The following is a 16,888-nucleotide window of genomic DNA, read 5'->3' on the forward strand; positions in this document are numbered from 1 at the left end:
GACAAGGTAGTTACTGATTTCCACCGGTCGCATTCTTCGCCATGGGGTCGGAGTAGGGTCCCTCTGATCCACTGCCGGACGCTCTCGGCCATCGAGAGATAAAACCCGAGCAGACCCACGGAACAGGTGTGCATTGAACAGTCAATTCCGTCGATCGCAGAGTCGTACGACGAGGCCGGCCCTCCGCAGCAGGTTCGCCGCGATACTCGGAGCGATCGCCATGTTCGCAGCCGTCTTCACCGGCACGGCCACCGGTACGGCCGGCGCCACCGAAGCGGGACCCGCGGGGGCGTCGGCAGGCGGGTGGACCTGCCCCGGGACACCCGTTCCGGCCGGGTACGTCATCACCGCGTTCAATCGCAGCGGTTGCAACGGCTCGGGATCCTGGCTGCAGGAACCAGCCCGTGACGGCATATGGACCTGCGCGGGCTCTCCGATCGTGACCGGGTACGTCACCACCAGCTACATCAGCACCGGTTGCAGCGGCGTCGGGTCCTGGCTCCACAATCTCGCCCGTGACGGCATATGGACCTGTGCGGGATCGCCGGTCGTGAGCGGGTACGTCACGACCAACTACATCAGCAACGGTTGCAGCGGCATCGGTTCCTGGTACCACCAGCTTGTCCGCAACGGCATCTGGACCTGCCCCTACTCCCCCATCCCGGCGGGCTACCGCAGCACCACCTACAACGCGACCGGATGCGGCGGCCTGGGCGCCTGGTACACCGTGCGGGCCTGACCTCGGTCATCGGCTCCACGTGCCCCGCGAGCACATCGAAGGCACCACGTGGCACGTACCGCGTGGTGCCTTCGGTCCGTCGTGCAGGGGATCAAGGATCTCGCCGACGGATGCGCGACCGAGGGTGCGGAGGGGGCTTCCTGGCGAAGGCCGTCCCACGGGGCGGGCGGCACCGCGCGTAACAGGCGCTAGTTCGAGCGGTGGGCGATGAGCAGTCCCAAGCCGTCAAGGATGCGGTGCAGGCCGAAATCGAGTGCCTGGTCATCCCCGTTGTGTGGGGTTGCCGAGGCCAGTGCGGCGGTGAGGGTCGGGTAGCGCTCACCGTGCTCCCGCATCAGCTCGACGAGCGTGACGATGAGCTGCGCCTCGGGGGTGCCCGCCGGGCCCGCCGCGCGGGCCTGTTGGACGACCTCACGCACGTGACCGGTCAACAGGACCACCGCGTCCATCCGCTCGGCCCCCGTGAGGCCCGTGCCGTCGAGCGCGACAAGGGCCTGCTCCATCCAGGCAAGCTCCCGGGGCCCTCGAATCCTCGGGCCGACGGTGGCGTCAAGCAGCCACGGGTGCCGGTGGAAGACAGCAGCCAACTGTCGTGCCCAACCATCGAGTTGATCGCGCCAGCCGAGGGTCGGCCGGTCCGGCAGCGGATCCTCGCCGATGGCCCCCTCCACCATCAACGCGACCAACTCGGCCTTGCCGGGGACGTACCGGTAGAGCGCCATCTTGGTGACGTCGAGCAGCCCGGCGACCCGCTGCATGGACACGGAGGCCAACCCCTCCCCGCCATCGGCGATCTCGATTCCGGCCCGCGCGATCCCGTCCAGGCTGAGCGTCGGCCTGGGCCCTCGCGCAGGCTTGGGATGGGGGCCCCAGAGCAGCCGTACCACTTCGCTTTGCTCGCTGCCCATCTCGTGCCTCTCGTCTCCCGGTCTTGCACGGCGCCACAACTGTGTCTACCGTACACACTAATAATTGGTGTCCACCGGACACGGTTTTACGGGGAGCAGTTCCATGACCAAGAACGTCCTTATATCCGGGGCCAGCATCGCGGGTCCGGCACTGGCCTACTGGCTCGGCCGCTACGGATTCCACCGCACGGTGGTCGAGTTGGCCCCGACCCTGCGAGGCGGCGGCCAGCCCGTCGACTTCCGCGGCGAGACCCACCTCACCGCCCTTGACCACATGGGCGTACTCGCGAAGATCCGTCAGCAGCAGACCGGCGGCAGCCCGATTCGTTTCGTCGACGAGCACGGCCGTCACCTGCTGCGCTTCCCCGCCGAACTCGCCGGTGGTGAACTGGAGATACTCCGCGGAGACCTTGCGACGGTGCTCCACGAACACAGCCTCCCGCACACGGAGTACATCTTCGGCGACTCGATCACCAGCCTCACCGAGACCGCCGAGGGTGTACAGGTCGACTTCCGCAACAGCGCGCCGCGGGAGTTCGACCTCGTGATCGGCGCGGACGGCCTCCACTCCAACGTGCGCCGACTCGCCTTCGGCCCCGAGGAGAAGTACGTCCGCCATCTCGGTTACTACGCCGCCATCTGGCAGCTGCCCAACTACCTGGGGCTCGGACCGGACTCGGTCGGGTACAACAGGCCGGGCCTGCTCGCCGCTGTCGGCCGCGACCACCGGGACAGCTCGAAGGCGAACACCTTCTTCATCTTCGCCGCCCCGCAACTCGCGTACGACCGCCATGACCAGGAGCAGAAGAAGGCCCTCATCGCCAAAGCCTACGCCGGGCTCGGCTGGGAGGTGCCGCGGCTTCTCGAATCGCTCCGGCAGGCCCCCTCGGTGTTCTTCGACTCGATCGACCGGGCGGACGTCGACGCCTGGTCCACCGGGCGGATCGGGCTCGTCGGGGACGCCGCCTGCGGCGCGGCCCTCGGCGGCATGGGCTCCGGAACCGCCATCGTCGGCGCCTACATTCTGGCAGGCGAACTCGCGCTGGCGGGCGACGATCACCGTGCGGGCTTCGCCCGGTACGAGAACAGGATGCGCGGCTACGCCCTCAGCTGCCAGAAGGGTGGCGACAGCTCCGGGAAGCTCATCGCCCCCGCCAGCGCGTTCGGCCTCGGCTTCCGCAACACCCTGCTGAGCAAGCGTCCCCTCATGAACTGGATCCTCAAGGAAAGCCGGAAGGTCAGCAGTATCCCCCTGCCCGACTACCGGTCCGAGGTGAGCGAGCTCAGCAACTGACCAGGGAGATCACCACCGGGGCCGATCGTGTCGGCCCGGGAATCCGGCCGGGCCGCTCAGCTCAGCTGGTCAGTGTGACGCAGGGGAGGCCCACACTCTGGCCACCGCGGAAGCCCTCCGCGCAGAGCCGGGTGCCGGCCGGGAAGGAGCTGGGGATAGGCCGGTCCCGGTACGTCCTGGACGCGGCGACGTCCTCGACCTTGGTGTTGGCACTCCAGCCATTGGTCGTCCACGCGCGGGCGCTGATGCGGTTCGCCTGATTGATATGGGCGACCGACACCTCGACCCTGCCGAGGTACGTGCCGTTGTCGTGAGTCTCGATACATACATAGTTGTTGCACCACTTACCCGCAGGCGCCGCAGGCGGCCCCGTGGCGATGACGCAGCCGATCGCCGCAGTCGATGTCGCGATCCCTGCCATGATCTTCTTGCCAATGCCACGCATGATGAGCTCGCTCAAGCATTCTCTCTGGCCTTGCCGCGAGGCGGACTACCCCATCATTTCTCGCCTCCCCAGGGACGAAACGGAGCATTCGTCACCTGGTGGTGCGTCAAGGCACCGCATCGAAGAATGCACAGAAATATCCTTGGTTGCGTCACTGCGTCACGCTGTCCGGCGAACAAGACACGGCAGGCAGTACGGCAGGCACGGCGGCAGCCGACCTTCCCGCGTTTGTTTCACCCGCACCTCCGATAATCTGGCTCTTTCCCCAGAAGGAGTTGCGTCAGTGGAGTTCCGGCTGCTCGGAGCCGTTTCCGTCGCCACCCGAGCCGGCGAACTGCCACTCGGTCCCGCCAAGCGGCGCAGCCTGCTCGCCGCTCTGCTGCTGAGGCCCAATCGCCCCGTCCCCGTCGGTCAGCTGATGGCCACCCTGTGGGATCACGAGCCGCCGCCGCGGGCCCGCGGCGTCATTCAGGGACATGTCTCGCGACTGAGGGGCCTGCTCGCCGAAGCGGACGCCGAGATGCACGGAGTCGAACTGGCCACCCAGGGCACGGCATACGTCCTGCGGATGCCCGAGAGCCTGCTGGACGCGCACCGTTTCGAGGAGTGGGTGACGCTGGCCCGCGGTCAGCGTGCGCCGGCCGACGCCGTGGCGATGTATCAGGAGGCGCTGTCTCTGTGGCAGGGGCCCGCGCTGACCGGCGTATATCCGAGTCCGCCACTGCAGGCCGCCGCGCACGCGCTGGAGGAGCTGCGGCTGGCCTCCGTCGAATCGCTGGCCGCGGGCTACGCGCGGCTGGGTGAGCACGCCCGCGCCGCTGCCGTGCTGCGCGCGGAGGCCGATGTCCAGCCGCTGCGCGAGTCGCTGTCCGCCGCTCTCATCACGGCGCTTCAGCGGGCGGGACGCCGTTCGGAGGCACTCGGCTGGTTCCATCGCACCCGGCGGCTGCTCGCCGACGAACTGGGCGTCGACCCGGGCCGGGAGCTGGCCGACGCCTACGCCGTGGCGCTGCGCGGGGAGGGTGATGAAGCTCAGGAGACCCGGGTATCGGCCCCGGGGCTCGTGCCCGTACCGGTGCACGGGCCGCCGAGCTCTCCCTTCCCCGGCACGGTCGACCTGCTGCCGCGTATCCCGCGCGGCTTCCACGGCCGCGTCAGCGAACTCACCGCGCTGTCCCGCGCCGCCGCCGGCGAAGCGCCCGTCTGCCTGGTCACCGGGCCTGCGGGAGTGGGCAAGACCGCCCTGGTGGTGCACTGGGCACACCGCAATCGCGCCGGATTTCCCGGCGGTCTGCTCTACGCCGACCTGCGGGGCTTCAGTGATACGGGAGAGCCGACCCTCGTCGAGGTGCTGCGGGAGTTCCTGCTCGCGCTGGGTGTCGCGCCGCGCCGGATCCCGGAGTCGGCGAACGGCGCGTCCGCGTTGTTCCGGTCCCTGGCCGCCGACCGTCAGCTCCTTGTCGTACTCGACAACGTGCGGGGCTCCGAGCAGGTCAGAGAACTCCTGCCGGGCGGCGTCCGGTGCGTCACCGTGGTCACCAGCCGGTACCGGCTGGGCGGCCTGATCGCCTCCGACGCCGCCCGTCCCGTCCCCGTGGACGTACTCGAACCGGAGGACGGCACCGCCCTGCTCGCCGCGGTGCTCGGCAAGGAGCGGGTGCTCGCGGAGGCGGTGGCCGCCCGTCGGCTGGCCGAGCTGTGCGGCGGACTGCCCCTCGCGCTACGGGTGGCCGCCGCCAGGCTGGCGGATCAGCCGGACTGGCCGCTGAGCGCCATGAGCGCCGAACTGTCCGACGAATCACGCCGTTTGAGCCTCCTGGACGTGGAGGACACCGGTGTACGCGCAGCCCTTGGGCTCACTGTGCGCCGACTGCCCGAGGACGCCGCACACCACTTCGCGCATCTCGGCCGCCACCCCGGCACGCACGTCGACCGGTATACGGCGGCGGCCCTGGCCGGCACCGACCCCGCCACCGCCGAGGCCGCACTGGAAAGGCTGACCGCTGCCCACCTCGTCAACCGGACCACGGCGGGCCGCTGGACGCTGCACGATCTCGTACGGCTGTACGCGCGTGGCCTGAACGCCGAACCCGACGCCTTCGTCCGGGTACTCGACCACACGGTGGCCACCGCCCTGGCCGCGGTCGACGCGGTCGAGCCCGGCGACGAGTCGTGCTTCGAGCTTCCCGCCGACTTCCGTCCGCCCCGGGCGATCAGGACATTCTCGGACCGCGCCCAGGCCATGGCCTGGTACGCGGCCGAACGCGACGACCTGACGCTGGCAGCGGCCGCGGCCCACACCGCCGGGCTGCACAGCAGAACCTGGCGGATCATCCTGGCGCTGTGGCCGCAGATGGTGTGGCGGGTCCTCGACGGTTGGACTCCCCTGCTGCAGACGGCACTTGAGGCGGCGCGGGCCGATGGCGATACCCGCGCCGAGTCTCGGGTCCTGGCCCTGCTCGGATGGGTACTGACCGAGGAGGGCCACACCCGTGAGGCGCTGGTCCATCTGGAGGCCGCCCCCGCGCTCGCCGCCAGAGCGGGCGATCCGCGCGGCGAGGCGACGGCGCTGATCAACCTCTCGCTGGCCCAAGCGGCACTCGGTGGCCAGGAGGAGGCGGCCGAAGGGTGCGTACAGGCGGCTCAACTGGCCCGTGGCGCCGGCGACCGGCACACCGAGCGGCTGGCCCTGCACCACCTCGCCCGTCACCGGCTGGCCACCAGGCAGTGGCAGCCCGCCCTCGACACGGCCATCGCCGCACTCGCGCTCGACAGCTCATCGGACGCCCCGACGGCGTCGCGGGTGCTGTTGCTGACGACGTGCGGCGAGGCGCTGCTGGGGATGGGCGACGAGGCCGAGGGCATCCGGCGGTTGGAAGGCGCGGCGCGCGAGGCGGAGTCGCTCGGCTACGACTCGGGTGTGGTGCGGGCACTGGGCGCTCTGTTGCGGGTGTCGGCGGATGTGGCGCTGCGGGCACGGTACGACACGGCGATGGTGCGGCTCACCGCCGAGACGTGACCGGACCGGCGCGGACCGTGACGTCAGCGCGACATCAGCGGCGCGTGAGCGAGACGCCAGCGGGTCCGGCCAAGCTGGTGTCCACCGCGGGGCCACGCCCGCGCTCCACGCACCACCCCACGGGGGAAACTCAGCCATGCCTACGTCCCGAATGCGCACCGCCGCCCTGGCCGCCACCACTGCCGCGCTGACCCTGACCCTGACCGCGTGCGGCGGGTCCGACGGCGCGGCCGACGAAAGCAGCGGCGCGAGGGACGGAGTGAGCAACGGCGTTGGGAACGCCAACAGTTCAAGGGGCTCGGAGACGACGGTGCGGGCGGGCGCCGAAACGGCGGCGGAGCCTCCCCTGCCGTCCGTCGAGAAGGGCACGCCCAAGACCGGCTCGGCCAGGGGCACCGTCACCAGTTCCGGCGGGGACTCCACCGTCGGTTCGACAGGTGTCCGTCCGTGCAACGGCGACGAGATGTCGTACACCGTGCTGCACCGCTTCGTTCGGCAGCAGGGCGAGCATCTGCTGATCACCGCGCGCAACGACGACAGCAAGCCCTGCTGGGTCACTTCGTATCCGTCGGTCATCCTCGGGGACACCTCGGACGTCGTGCACCACTCGGCCAAGGACGCCCCGGGCGGCAGCACACGCACCACGATCAGGCCCGGCGGCAGGGTCTACTCCGCAGTGAACCTCTTCACCGACAGCGCGAAGTCCCACACATCGGTGGCTCTGTCGCTCGCGATGCGCGACCGGACCGGCGACACCGGTCCGGGCACCGAGCAGGACGCCTTCGGCGCCACGGGAGCGCCCTCGGAGTTCACCTGGTCCAACGCCGACGTATTGAACTGGAACACGGCCAAGCCGTACAACTTCTGATCGGTTCCCCAGGGCGTCGTCGACAGCCGTACGCTGGCGCGGTGAACGCGACTCGATGGTGGTCGGAAACCCGGTCCGTGGTGGCGTGGTGGGCGCTGGTCACAGCCGCACTGTTCGGACTGGGCCATGCCGGTGACCGGACCGCGAGTCTGCTGGGCTGCGCCGCGTCGGCCGCGTTCTTCGTGGCTCTGGGTGAGGCCTGCGAGTGGTTGCGGCGCCGATACGCCAACCGCCGCCCGCACCGGCTCTCTTCGAAGAGCGGTTGATCCATCCACGCATGCGAGGCCCGGCAGCCGCATCGGTGACCGGGCCGCCGCCAGAGTGCGGCTGTGAACATGAAGCGGACGTCGGCGGAACCGAACATCGACGCGCTGACAGCGGACTTGCTGCGGCTGCCGGACGTTTCCAGTGGCCTGGTGGAGCTGGATCCCGGGCCTGGTGCGTGGTTCAGTGCCGCAGGTGGCCGGCGCGGGCTTCGGCGGTGGCCTTCAGGTCGCCCAGCCATCCTTTGAGGCCCTCGCGGAGCATCTTGGTCGCGGTCGGGACGTCCGCCTCGACCTGGGCTCCGGTGGTGATAGCCCGTAACACCTACGTACAACCGTAACCACATGAAGGGGCGGGGCGGCGGAAGCGGAAGATCATGGCGAGACGGACACGAGGAGCCCCGCGAGCCACCGCCCCCCACGCATACGGAGCCGGTCGGCCTGCTGCGGGATCGGACCGGGCAGTCGGACTCTCGCTAGGCCGCTCCGGTCTGGCGCCGGTAGCCCCCGGGCGCCAGACCGTACTCCCGCTTGAATGCTTTGGCGAAGGCGAACTCCGAGCCGTACCCCGTGCGCGCGGCGACTGTCGTCAGCGGCGCGTCGGTCTCGCGCAGCAGTCGGGCGGCGGTGGTCATGCGCCAGCGGGTCAGATAGGCCATCGGCGGTTCGCCGACCAGCGCGGCGAACCGCCGGGCGAAGGCGGCGCGGGAGAGCCCGGCCCGCTCGGCCAGGGATTCGACCGTCCACTGGGCGGCCGGGGCATCGTGGATGGCCGACAGCGCGGGCGCCACCGCCGAGTCCCCCAGGGCCGCCGCCCATCCCTGGGCGGCGGCCGGGGGCTGGTCGTCCAGCCAGGCCCGCAGGATGTAGAGGAGCAGCGAGTCGATCAGGGTGGGCACGATGCCGTCCGAGCCGATGCGCGGGTTCTCCAGCTCGGAGCCGAGGAGTTGGACGGCGGCGCTCAGCTCGGGATGGCGACCGTGCCGCGTCGACAGGTGGATCACTTCGGGGAGCTGGCGTACCAAGGGGTGGGGCCGCCCCTGGTCCAGATGGTAATTGCCGCACAGCAGGCTGGTCTCGGGGCCGTCACCGCCGATGGTGAGCGAACCGATCGGTGAACCACCTTGAAACTGTTCCCTCTTGGGCTCCTCCGTCGGGGTGGAGGGGTGGTCGGCGAGGATGTGACCCCGCCCGTCGCGCAGGAAGACGACATCGCCTGGGCTGAGCGGGATCGGCTTCAGCGGCGGGGTGGGATCCGTGGAATCGCGCAGCGGGACCAGCCAGCAGGTGCCGTACAGCACCACGTGGAATCCGGCGCCCGCGACCGGGGGCAGCCGCAGCCCCCAGGGGGCGCGGCCGTTGGTCCGTACGGACGCGGGGTGCCCGGTGCGCATGGAAGCCAGCGCCTCGGTCAGGATGTCCATCGGGCCTCGCCCTCCCTGGAGTGATCGGTCACGGTCGGACCGTTCAGACCGTCAGGACAATCTTGCCCTGTACGTGTCCCGCACCGACCAGGTCGTGGGCCTTGCCGACTTCCTCCAGCGGGAAGGTCCGCTCGACGTACGGGCGGATCCGGCCCGCGTCGATCAGCTCGGCGATGGCTTCGAGTGCGCGCTGGTCCGGCTCGACCAAGATACCGGCGAAGCGCCGGCCGGCCGCCTCGACGCGGGCTGCGAGCTCTTCGTCGCCGTGCTCCAGGATGGTGATGAGTACGCCGCCGGGGCGCAGCACGCCGAGCGAGAGATCGCCCTGCGCCGTGGAGTCGAGGACCACGTCGACGCCCTTGACGGCCTCGGTGAAGTCGGTGGTCCGGTAGTCGATGATCTCGTCGGCGCCGAGGCCGGTGACGAAGTCGCGCCGGGCCTCACTGGCAATGGCGATCACATGGGCGCCACGCGCCTTCGCGATCTGGACCGCGAAGTGGCCGACGCCACCGGCCGCCCGCTGGATCAGCACCCGGTCGCCCTCCTTGACGTCTGCCGCCCCGACCAGTCCCTGCCAGGCCGTGAGCGCCGCGAGGGGGACGGCGGCAGCGTGCACGTGGTCGAGTGAAGCGGGCTTGCGCGCCAGTTGGCTCGACGGGGCGGCGACGTACTCGGCGTATCCGGTGGCGGCGCGGGGGAAGAACGGCATTCCGTAGACCTCGTCACCCACCGCGAACCCGGCGCCGGGGCCGACCTCTTCGACCACCCCGGAGATGTCCCATCCCACGCCGAACGGCGGCTCGCCGAGCAGCGGGAAGGCGCCCGACCTGACGGCCACGTCCACTGGATTGATCGCACTGGCACGGACCTTGACGAGGACCTCGCCGGCCAGCGGCTTCGGCCGTTCACTGTTCACGAGTTCAAGGACCTCGGGGCCGCCGAAGGACTTCTGGATCATTGCGCGCACGGTGGATCTCCCTAAGGTGCGGCCGGCTGATGTCCGGCCTGGTGTCCTGCTTGGTGTTTTCACTCTAGAGAGATCGAACGAGCCGGAGAATAGCCTTCCGTCTCACTTACATGTCTCAGCGTCTCGCAGCTTGGGGTTCTCGGCTATACGACTACGGGGCGTACGAGGCCGCGCGGCCGTGCGCCACATGGCGGCGGTAGTAGGAGACGGTGACCGCCGCGAGCAGGGGGCCCCAGAGGACAAGCGGTTGGTAGATGAGGCCGACAACCAGGTATCCGGTCCCCGTCAGGTCGCTGTGGGGGAACGACCACCACCACAGGAACGGGGTCCACAACAGCGTCAGAACCAGGGCGCCGAGCGCGGCCGGCACAACAACGGCCATCGGGCGCGGGGCTCGCCCGCCGAACAGCGGAATCCAGCCCGGCAGCACCGTGCCCCACGGCCGCACCAGGCCGATGGTCAAGAGTGCCAGCAGCTCGGTGACCACGCTCAGCGCCAGCATCCAGAGCTTCGCGCCGGGAGTCTCCAGGGACACGAAGCCCTCATCGGTGTATCCGGCGGAATGTCCGAGGACCATGGTGATCCGCCACAGCCCGCTGGGCAGGACGACCAGCGCGGTCGCATGAGCGGCCCGGACGGCCCAACGTGGCGCATCGGAGACGGAGTTGGCCGTCGCGGGTGTTGCTCGATCGCTCATACGGATCAGTTTCGCGCTCCGCAGGGCTCGCTCCATCGGTCCGGCGACCGAAAGCCGGGGGGCCTCCAGGGTGACACCGCGCCGACATCACCCGCCGAGCGGCGGAGGCGATGTCGGCCTTCCGGACGACGTACGTACCGCTCACCCTCCGGACGCACCCACTGCCGCACTACCTCCGGTCCGGCGCCGCCGCCCCTCTCACAGGAGTGGACGACACCGCGCCCCTGAGGCGCGGCGCCCTGCTCCACGGCGCGGCCGAGCGGGAGCTCACACCGTGCGGTGGAGCAGGAAGGTGAACAGCGCCCGGAGGTCCCGCGCCGCGCACGGATCGAGCGCGACACCGTCCAGGCAGGCGCGGGCCGCGTCCAGGTGGCGACGCGCCTCCCTCAAGGTGGCGGCGCGCCCGCGGCGGGGCCCCGCAGCCAGGCTGCTGGCCACCCCGCACCTCGGCTACGTGTCCCGGGAGAACCACCGGACGTACTACGGTCCGGCCGTGGAGAACATCGAGGCGTTCCTGTCCGGCGCGCCCGTACGCCGCCTGGGCTGACCGGCTCCCTCCGGGGGCCGCTGGTGGGTGATTCGCTGCGGGCTGCGGGCCGGGTCGGCCGCCGGGGCGGGAACACCGCGAGGTGGCCGGGCGCAGTCATGAGAGCGTACGCATGCCCGCTCCGCGTACGCGTGGAGCGTCCCGATGACCGGAAAGCCTCTCATGACCACCTTCAGCAGCCAGTTCGTCACGCTCGCCCGACCGGACCTCGCCTGGGCCTGCGAGCAGATCAGCCTCTTCGACGCACTGGTCCCCGGCGGTGTGGTCTCCTTCAAACTGGACGAGCCGTCCGTGACCCGCTCGGGGATCACTCTGCGCGCTCACGTCCTGGGCACCTACGCCGTGGACGGCACATGGATGTGGGCGTGGGCCAACGAGGGATACCGGGACACCGCCGCGGGGGCACGTTCCCTGGAGCTGCGCGAGCTGGGCGAGCGGGCCGGAGTGCCGGAGCTGACCGAGCCCATGCCGGACCTCAATCACTTCCCCGACCCCCGGCTGGCCGCCGACCACCTGCTGTTGACGTGCATGGGGCTGCTCGACGCCCGAGGTGGCGTGATCTGCGCCATCAACGAGCGAGGCCGCCTGTTCATGGCCGTCGACGACCCGGCCGTACCGCGCGCTGAGCCCAGGACCGCCCGCCTCACCACGGCGCTGCGCAACGGCGCCGCGCTGCTTCCCGGCCCGGCCCTGAAGCCCGTTCAGGGCTGGTTCACCCGGCACGGCGTCGAACCGTCCTACGGTCCCGGCCGGGTGGAGGGGGTGCTGCAGAACGGTGACCATGTGCTGGTGACGCTGGACGGCGAGGAGGTCTCCGGGGTCGAGATCAGTGGCGCGGACGGTGGCGCGCCCGCGTCCGACACCGCTCCGGAGCAGGAGCTGACAGGGGCGCGACTCTCCCCGGACGCACCGCACCGCACCTTCCCCAGCTCGCTGCTGGCGGTGGCCGCGCGGGAGATCGCATTCTCGGTCCTGCGGACGCGGGCCGTGGCTGAGTACGTCGACGAACACCTGGAGTGCGCCGGGCGGCCACCACGCCGGGAGCAGGAGACGCGTGAACTCCTCTTCCCCGGCGGCGGCCTGAAAGCTCGTCACCTCGGATCCTTCGACGCGGAGGAAGGGTGGTTCCGCTGGTCGCCCGGAACACAGGACATCCGCGACCGGCTCCAGGAGGCCGCCGGGCCGACTCCCGACGCCGCGGCCCTGCTGACACCGGCCGGTGACCGGCTCGATCTGACCCCGTACGCACGGAGGGAGGCAGTCGCGGTGACACTGGCCCGGACCGCCGCGTCCGTGGCCGGCCATGCCTTCACCTCCATCGGCAACGACTTCTGGGCCGTCACCGACGAACGCGTCGCCCCCGGAGAGGTCATCGACCTCGACTCGGCGGCGGCGGACATCCAGGGAGGCGCCAGTTGGCTCCAAGGTCTCGTCGAGCAGGAGACCCGCTCGGAGACCATGAGGTCCATGGCCCAGTCGTACTTCGAGCGGATCGGCCTGCAGGTGCGGCATTACGGGCAGCCGGACTTCATCAGCGGTGTGGTGGGCATGTACGAGGTGCGGGTGCACTTCGCCCCGGACGGCACCATCACCCAGGTCTCACCCGGACGCTGAGGAGCGCGCACATGTGACGCGCGGCGGCGCACGGAGCGCGGCCGCGCGTGCGTCGCGCAGTGCCTAGTCGTTGTCCGGGTAGCCCCACTCCAGATCGAAGGCCGCCGCGGGTGCGACGGCACGCACGGCGTGTGTGACGTCGTGTTCGAACATGGCGCTCCACGCCCCGAACCCGCGCACGCTCACCGGCCACTCGTCGGTCGCGACCTTGACCCACAGAGGGTCCAGGAACACGAAAATCCGTACCTCGTGCTCGATCGAGTGATCCCGCAGGACCTTCTCCACGGCGGTTTCCACCGCGTTCGCCTCGTCGAGGGACGAAAGGTTCTCGATGTGCAGCGACATATGTATGTTGACGGACATGGCCGGACCCTACTCCGGGAGGCGATCGCGTACGGCGTCGACCGCTGACCGTACGCCGTGAGCCTTGTCGGAGACGGTGGCGCCGACCGTGTGCCCGGCCTTCCTCGCGTTTCGCCGACCGGCGGTGGCCGCGGCGCGTGAGCGGTAGGCCAGCGAAGGCTTGCCGTGGGTGTCCGCCGCGGCGATCAGCAAGCCGCCGAACAGGGCCAGGTTCTTGGTGAACTCCACCCGCTGACGGGCCCGCTCCTCGGGGTCCTTCGTCTTCCACCAGGCATGTCCCGCAAGGGTTGTCGGCACGAGCGAGGCTGCCAGTGCGAGCGCGGACGCGCGTGGGAAACGGCCAACCGCGAGCAGCGCGCCGGCGCCGAGCTGCACGGCGCTGTTGATCCGTACGAGCTGCACGGTCTCGTCCGGCAACTGCGGGACGTGTTCCGCCAGGGGCAGGGCCACCGGGGCGGCCTCGGACACCACGGAGTGCGGATCACGCAGGGTGCGCAGTCCGCCGGAGAGAAAGACGGAGGCGAGCAGGGGGCGGGCGACTGTCCTCAGAATTGCCATGCTCCGCGCATGCCCGGGTTCGCGACGGGCACGCACCCTCTTCGGACCGGACGCAGCAGCGGGACGCGCGGGCCAACACCGGAGCCCCCCGCGACGCCGACACCGGGCGATGGTGGTCACGCACAGCCGACCGCGACCACGCGAGAACGCGCGCAGGCGACCGGCACCGACCGCCTGTCGTCGCCCAATTGCCTGCCGTGCAATGCTGAGACGTACGCGGATCACAGCGGGGATCGGGAGAAACAGCAGCGTGAGGGCAGTGGGACGGCGGGGCGGGACCCGAATGTGGGATCGGTTCGCGGCGTCCGATCCGGGGCTGCTGCGGCTGATGGCGGGGCTGCGGACGGTCGCGGCGATCGCCCTGACCCTGGTTGTCCTCGCCGTACTCGACACCGGCATCACTCATATGGTCGCCGGTGCGATGACCGCGATGGTCTCCACCTTCGCGATCAAGGAGAAGCAGGTACGCGGCCAGGCCATCACGCTCGCGCTCGGCCTGCCGGTCGCCCTCGTCGCGATGTCCCTGGGCGCGCTGCTCAACACCCGCGTCGTCGCCGGTGACATCTTCTTCGTCGCCCTCATCTTCGGCGCCGTCTACAGCCGGCGGTTCGGCGACCGGGGTACCGCACTGGGCCTGATCGGTTTCCAGATCTACTTCCTCTCCCTCTTCGTCGGCGCCACCACCGCTGCCCTGCCCGTGCTGTACCTGACCCTGGCCGTGGCCTTCGCCTCCAGTGCCGTGGTGCGGTTCGCCGTCGTACCGGAGACCCCCCAGCGCGTCCTGACGCGACTGCGCGACGCCTTCCGGGCGCGAGTCGCCCAGCTGGTGGCCGGCCAGATCCAACTGCTCGACGCCGGCCCCGAGCAGTTGGACAAGGTGCTCGACGACGTACGACGGCAGACCGCCCGGCTGCACGAGGCGGCTCTGATGATCCAGAGCCGCCTGGAGGACGGCACCCGCGACGCGGCCACGGCAGCCCTGTTGCAGCGCCGGGTCGCGGACGCCGAGATCGCCACGGAGCGGCTCGGCATGCTCCTGCTGAACGCCCGCAGCGCCGAGCGTGCGGACACCCTCACGCTGCACCTGCCGCACGCGCCCGTGCCCGTCACCGGCGACTGGAGGCCTGCCGAGAACGACGCGACCATCACGCTGCGCCGCGATCTGAAGGCCCTGCACCTGCTGGTGGTCCGCCCCTCCTCGGACGACAGGGGCACGGCCGTTGCCCATGTGCGCAACCGGCTGCTCGGCTACCGGGACGAGGACGGGCTGCCGCCCGCGTCCGGCGCCGTCCAGGACGTCTTCCGCGGTATCGGTGAGGCGGCCCGTTCCGTCCTGGGCCTGCGGCTCGCGCTGGACGGACCCCAGGACGAGTCCGACGACTCACCGGCGACCACCCGGTCCCGTGAGGAGTTCGACGCGGAGGACATCGCGCTCGCCACCCCGGAGGAGCCCGAGGACGCGGACCGTACCGGGCTGCAACGCCTCACCACGAGGGCGGCGTTCCAGGTGTCGGTGGGCTCGGTCCTGGCCATCATCGGCGGTGAGCTGCTCTCCACCCAGCGCTGGTACTGGGCGGTCCTGACCTGCTGGGTGGTCTTCCTCAACACGGCCTCCACCGGCGAGATCCTGGTCAAGGGCTACCGCCGGCTCCTGGGTACGGTCCTCGGCGTGGTCGCCGGTGTCGCGCTGGCGGGCCTCGTCGGTGACCACACCTGGGTCGCGTTCACACTGGTCCTGGTCTTCATCTTCGGGATGTTCTTCACCGCTCCGCTGTCGTACGCGCTCATGTCCTTCTTCGTCACGGCGATGCTGGGCCTGCTGTATACCCTGCTGAACTCCTACAGCTTCGACGTGCTGGTGTTGCGCATCGAGGAGACGGCGCTCGGCGCCGCGTGCGGGATCATCGCTGCCGTGCTGGTGCTGCCGGTGCACACCGATCGCCGCACCGACGAGCTGCTGGGCACGGTCCTGGACCGGCTGGGTGGCGTCGCGTCGGCGGCGGTGGAGCAACTCAGTGGCGGGCCCGCGTCCGATCTGCTGAGCCGGGCGCGGGATCTGGACACGGCGCTGGACGAGCTACGCGCCTCCACCAAGCCGTTGACCCACCCGATCTCTCCGCTGCGCGGCCGTCGGCAGACCGTGCGCTATCTGGTGGCGCTGCTGGAGACGTGCGCGTATCACGCGCGTTCGCTGGCGGCGACCGCCGAGCTCGTGCCGCACAGCAAGACGGTCGCGGCCGACCCCCGTCTGGAGCGGGCCGGGCGGCGCATCGCCCACAATATCGAGGCGCTCGCCGCGCACGTCAAGGACGAGAGCGCCGCGGGTGAGGTCGAGTCCGGTGCGAGCATCGCCTCGACGCTGCAGGCCGACGCGTCCGGTGTGTTGCCGTCGGGCACGGTGACCTTCCGCGTACTGCGGCATCTGCAGCGTCTCGACGAAGGCGTGGTGGGGCTCGCCCGTCCCCTCGACGTACCGGTCACCGACCGCGCCGGGACGAAGCGGGCCTGACCCCTCAGGCCCGACCCGCCCGGCGTGCCCCGTCAGAGTGCGATGCCCACCCCTGGAATGCGGCTCCACTGCCTTTCCTCGCCGGCCGTCATGGCCGGCCAGGTGAGTCCGCCGGGGCGCGGCTCGACCCGGGAGGCATAGGGGGCGGACCGGTAGGCCGGCGCGTAGTAACAGCCGCTCCCGTACTCGGCGTCGAAGCGCGGGCAGCCGTTCGCGACCGCCGCCGACGTGGGCCTCTTCCCGCTACGGGCCCACTTGTCCAGCGCGGTGATGGAGTTGGCGTACTCCGCGGCGCTCAGCCCACTGTGCTCGGTCTCCCGGGTACAGGTCCGCACCAGGTGCCGGTCACGGCCCGCGCCTCGCAGGCTATCGGCGTAGGCGGCTTCATGTTCGATGAAGGCGGTCGGGTCATCGATCGCGTGCAGGGTGAGGACGGGGATGGAGACCTTGCCGGTGAGGTCGCTGTCGAAGGACAGGTCCCGGGCCACCGAGGGGTCCGCCGAGAACCGTGCCACGCCCGCGTTGAGCGCCGCGTCGTCGCGCGATCCCGCGTACCGAACTCCCGTGTTGCTGAAGGGGTTTCGGCCACCGAGCCGGGTGTCGACGATGTCCCGGAAGGTGAAGGTCGCGAACCGCAGATGTGATTCCAGCGTTCGCTCCGGAATGCACCGCG

The 16,888-nt window shown here is 70.4% G+C and carries 15 protein-coding genes and 2 pseudogenes; 8 read left to right on the top strand and 9 right to left on the bottom strand.

Annotated elements, in window-relative coordinates; translation table 11 throughout:
• Positions 1-220 precede the first annotated feature (220 nt).
• Positions 221-739: a hypothetical protein gene (locus ACLLJJ_RS01670; protein ID WP_434587456.1), complete on the top strand. Its 519-nt coding sequence runs from the start codon at positions 221-223 to the stop codon at positions 737-739.
• A gap of 188 nt (positions 740-927) precedes the next feature.
• Here the strand turns inward: ACLLJJ_RS01670 and ACLLJJ_RS01675 are convergent, their stop codons facing one another.
• A complete protein-coding gene (locus tag ACLLJJ_RS01675) occupies positions 928-1,647 on the bottom strand; it encodes a TetR/AcrR family transcriptional regulator C-terminal domain-containing protein (RefSeq protein ID WP_434587457.1) in 720 nt (239 codons plus the stop codon).
• Positions 1,648-1,750: 103 nt separating this feature from the next.
• Here ACLLJJ_RS01675 and ACLLJJ_RS01680 point away from each other — a divergent pair, with 103 nt between their 5' ends.
• Complete coding sequence (locus tag ACLLJJ_RS01680; protein WP_434587458.1) at positions 1,751-2,941, top strand: FAD-dependent monooxygenase; 1,191 nt, start codon at positions 1,751-1,753, stop codon at positions 2,939-2,941.
• A gap of 61 nt (positions 2,942-3,002) precedes the next feature.
• Here ACLLJJ_RS01680 and ACLLJJ_RS01685 read toward each other — a convergent pair whose 3' ends face one another.
• Entirely contained in the window at positions 3,003-3,401 is a 399-nt protein-coding gene (locus tag ACLLJJ_RS01685) for a hypothetical protein (RefSeq protein WP_434587459.1), read from the bottom strand.
• Positions 3,402-3,669: 268 nt separating this feature from the next.
• Here ACLLJJ_RS01685 and ACLLJJ_RS01690 point away from each other — a divergent pair, with 268 nt between their 5' ends.
• The 3 genes from ACLLJJ_RS01690 to ACLLJJ_RS01700 all read left to right on the top strand — a co-directional run bounded on the left by ACLLJJ_RS01690 (position 3,670) and on the right by ACLLJJ_RS01700 (position 7,539).
• Positions 3,670-6,405, top strand: coding sequence for a BTAD domain-containing putative transcriptional regulator (locus tag ACLLJJ_RS01690; protein ID WP_434587460.1), 2,736 nt, complete (start codon positions 3,670-3,672; stop codon positions 6,403-6,405).
• 136 nt (positions 6,406-6,541) lie between these two features.
• The gene (locus ACLLJJ_RS01695; protein ID WP_434587461.1) at positions 6,542-7,273 is read left to right on the top strand and encodes a DUF4232 domain-containing protein; all 732 of its coding nucleotides are present in this window, start codon (positions 6,542-6,544) and stop codon (positions 7,271-7,273) included.
• Between the two features lie 41 nt (positions 7,274-7,314).
• Positions 7,315-7,539 (top strand): hypothetical protein, encoded by a 225-nt coding sequence (locus ACLLJJ_RS01700; protein WP_434587462.1) that lies wholly within the window; start codon positions 7,315-7,317, stop codon positions 7,537-7,539.
• Between the two features lie 181 nt (positions 7,540-7,720).
• Here ACLLJJ_RS01700 and ACLLJJ_RS01705 read toward each other — a convergent pair whose 3' ends face one another.
• The 4 genes from ACLLJJ_RS01705 to ACLLJJ_RS01720 form a co-directional block, all read right to left on the bottom strand.
• Positions 7,721-7,861, bottom strand: a complete 141-nt coding sequence (locus ACLLJJ_RS01705) for a hypothetical protein (RefSeq protein WP_434587463.1) — start codon at positions 7,859-7,861, stop codon at positions 7,721-7,723.
• 151 nt (positions 7,862-8,012) lie between these two features.
• Positions 8,013-8,960 carry an AraC family transcriptional regulator gene (locus ACLLJJ_RS01710; RefSeq protein ID WP_434587464.1) on the bottom strand — a complete coding sequence of 316 codons (948 nt, stop codon included), beginning with the start codon at positions 8,958-8,960 and terminating at the stop codon, positions 8,013-8,015.
• A 43-nt stretch (positions 8,961-9,003) separates the two neighbouring features.
• On the bottom strand, positions 9,004-9,927 hold the full coding sequence (locus ACLLJJ_RS01715; protein ID WP_434587465.1) for an NADP-dependent oxidoreductase: 924 nt from the start codon (positions 9,925-9,927) through the stop codon (positions 9,004-9,006).
• Between the two features lie 151 nt (positions 9,928-10,078).
• The gene (locus ACLLJJ_RS01720) at positions 10,079-10,624 is read right to left on the bottom strand and encodes a hypothetical protein (RefSeq protein WP_434587466.1); all 546 of its coding nucleotides are present in this window, start codon (positions 10,622-10,624) and stop codon (positions 10,079-10,081) included.
• 415 nt (positions 10,625-11,039) lie between these two features.
• Here ACLLJJ_RS01720 and ACLLJJ_RS01725 point away from each other — a divergent pair.
• Positions 11,040-11,171, top strand: a pseudogene (locus tag ACLLJJ_RS01725) (D-2-hydroxyacid dehydrogenase family protein); the annotation flags it as partial.
• A gap of 144 nt (positions 11,172-11,315) precedes the next feature.
• Positions 11,316-12,785, top strand: a complete 1,470-nt coding sequence (locus tag ACLLJJ_RS01730; RefSeq protein WP_434587467.1) for a DUF6882 domain-containing protein — start codon at positions 11,316-11,318, stop codon at positions 12,783-12,785.
• 63 nt (positions 12,786-12,848) lie between these two features.
• Here ACLLJJ_RS01730 and ACLLJJ_RS01735 read toward each other — a convergent pair whose 3' ends face one another.
• Together ACLLJJ_RS01735 and ACLLJJ_RS01740 are read right to left on the bottom strand one after the other, a co-directional pair.
• Complete coding sequence (locus ACLLJJ_RS01735) at positions 12,849-13,148, bottom strand: hypothetical protein (protein ID WP_434587468.1); 300 nt, start codon at positions 13,146-13,148, stop codon at positions 12,849-12,851.
• A gap of 9 nt (positions 13,149-13,157) precedes the next feature.
• Complete coding sequence (locus ACLLJJ_RS01740; RefSeq protein ID WP_434587469.1) at positions 13,158-13,706, bottom strand: DoxX family protein; 549 nt, start codon at positions 13,704-13,706, stop codon at positions 13,158-13,160.
• 283 nt (positions 13,707-13,989) lie between these two features.
• On the opposite strand from ACLLJJ_RS01740, the gene ACLLJJ_RS01745 reads away from it, so the two are divergent.
• Positions 13,990-16,215, top strand: coding sequence for an FUSC family protein (locus ACLLJJ_RS01745; RefSeq protein WP_434587470.1), 2,226 nt, complete (start codon positions 13,990-13,992; stop codon positions 16,213-16,215).
• Positions 16,216-16,247: 32 nt separating this feature from the next.
• Here the strand turns inward: ACLLJJ_RS01745 and ACLLJJ_RS01750 are convergent.
• A pseudogene (locus ACLLJJ_RS01750) lies at positions 16,248-16,880 on the bottom strand (hypothetical protein); the annotation flags it as partial.
• Positions 16,881-16,888: the final 8 nt, after the last annotated feature.

The sequence above is a fragment of the Streptomyces sp. A5-4 genome (assembly GCF_051131715.1).
Lineage (GTDB): Bacteria > Actinomycetota > Actinomycetes > Streptomycetales > Streptomycetaceae > Streptomyces.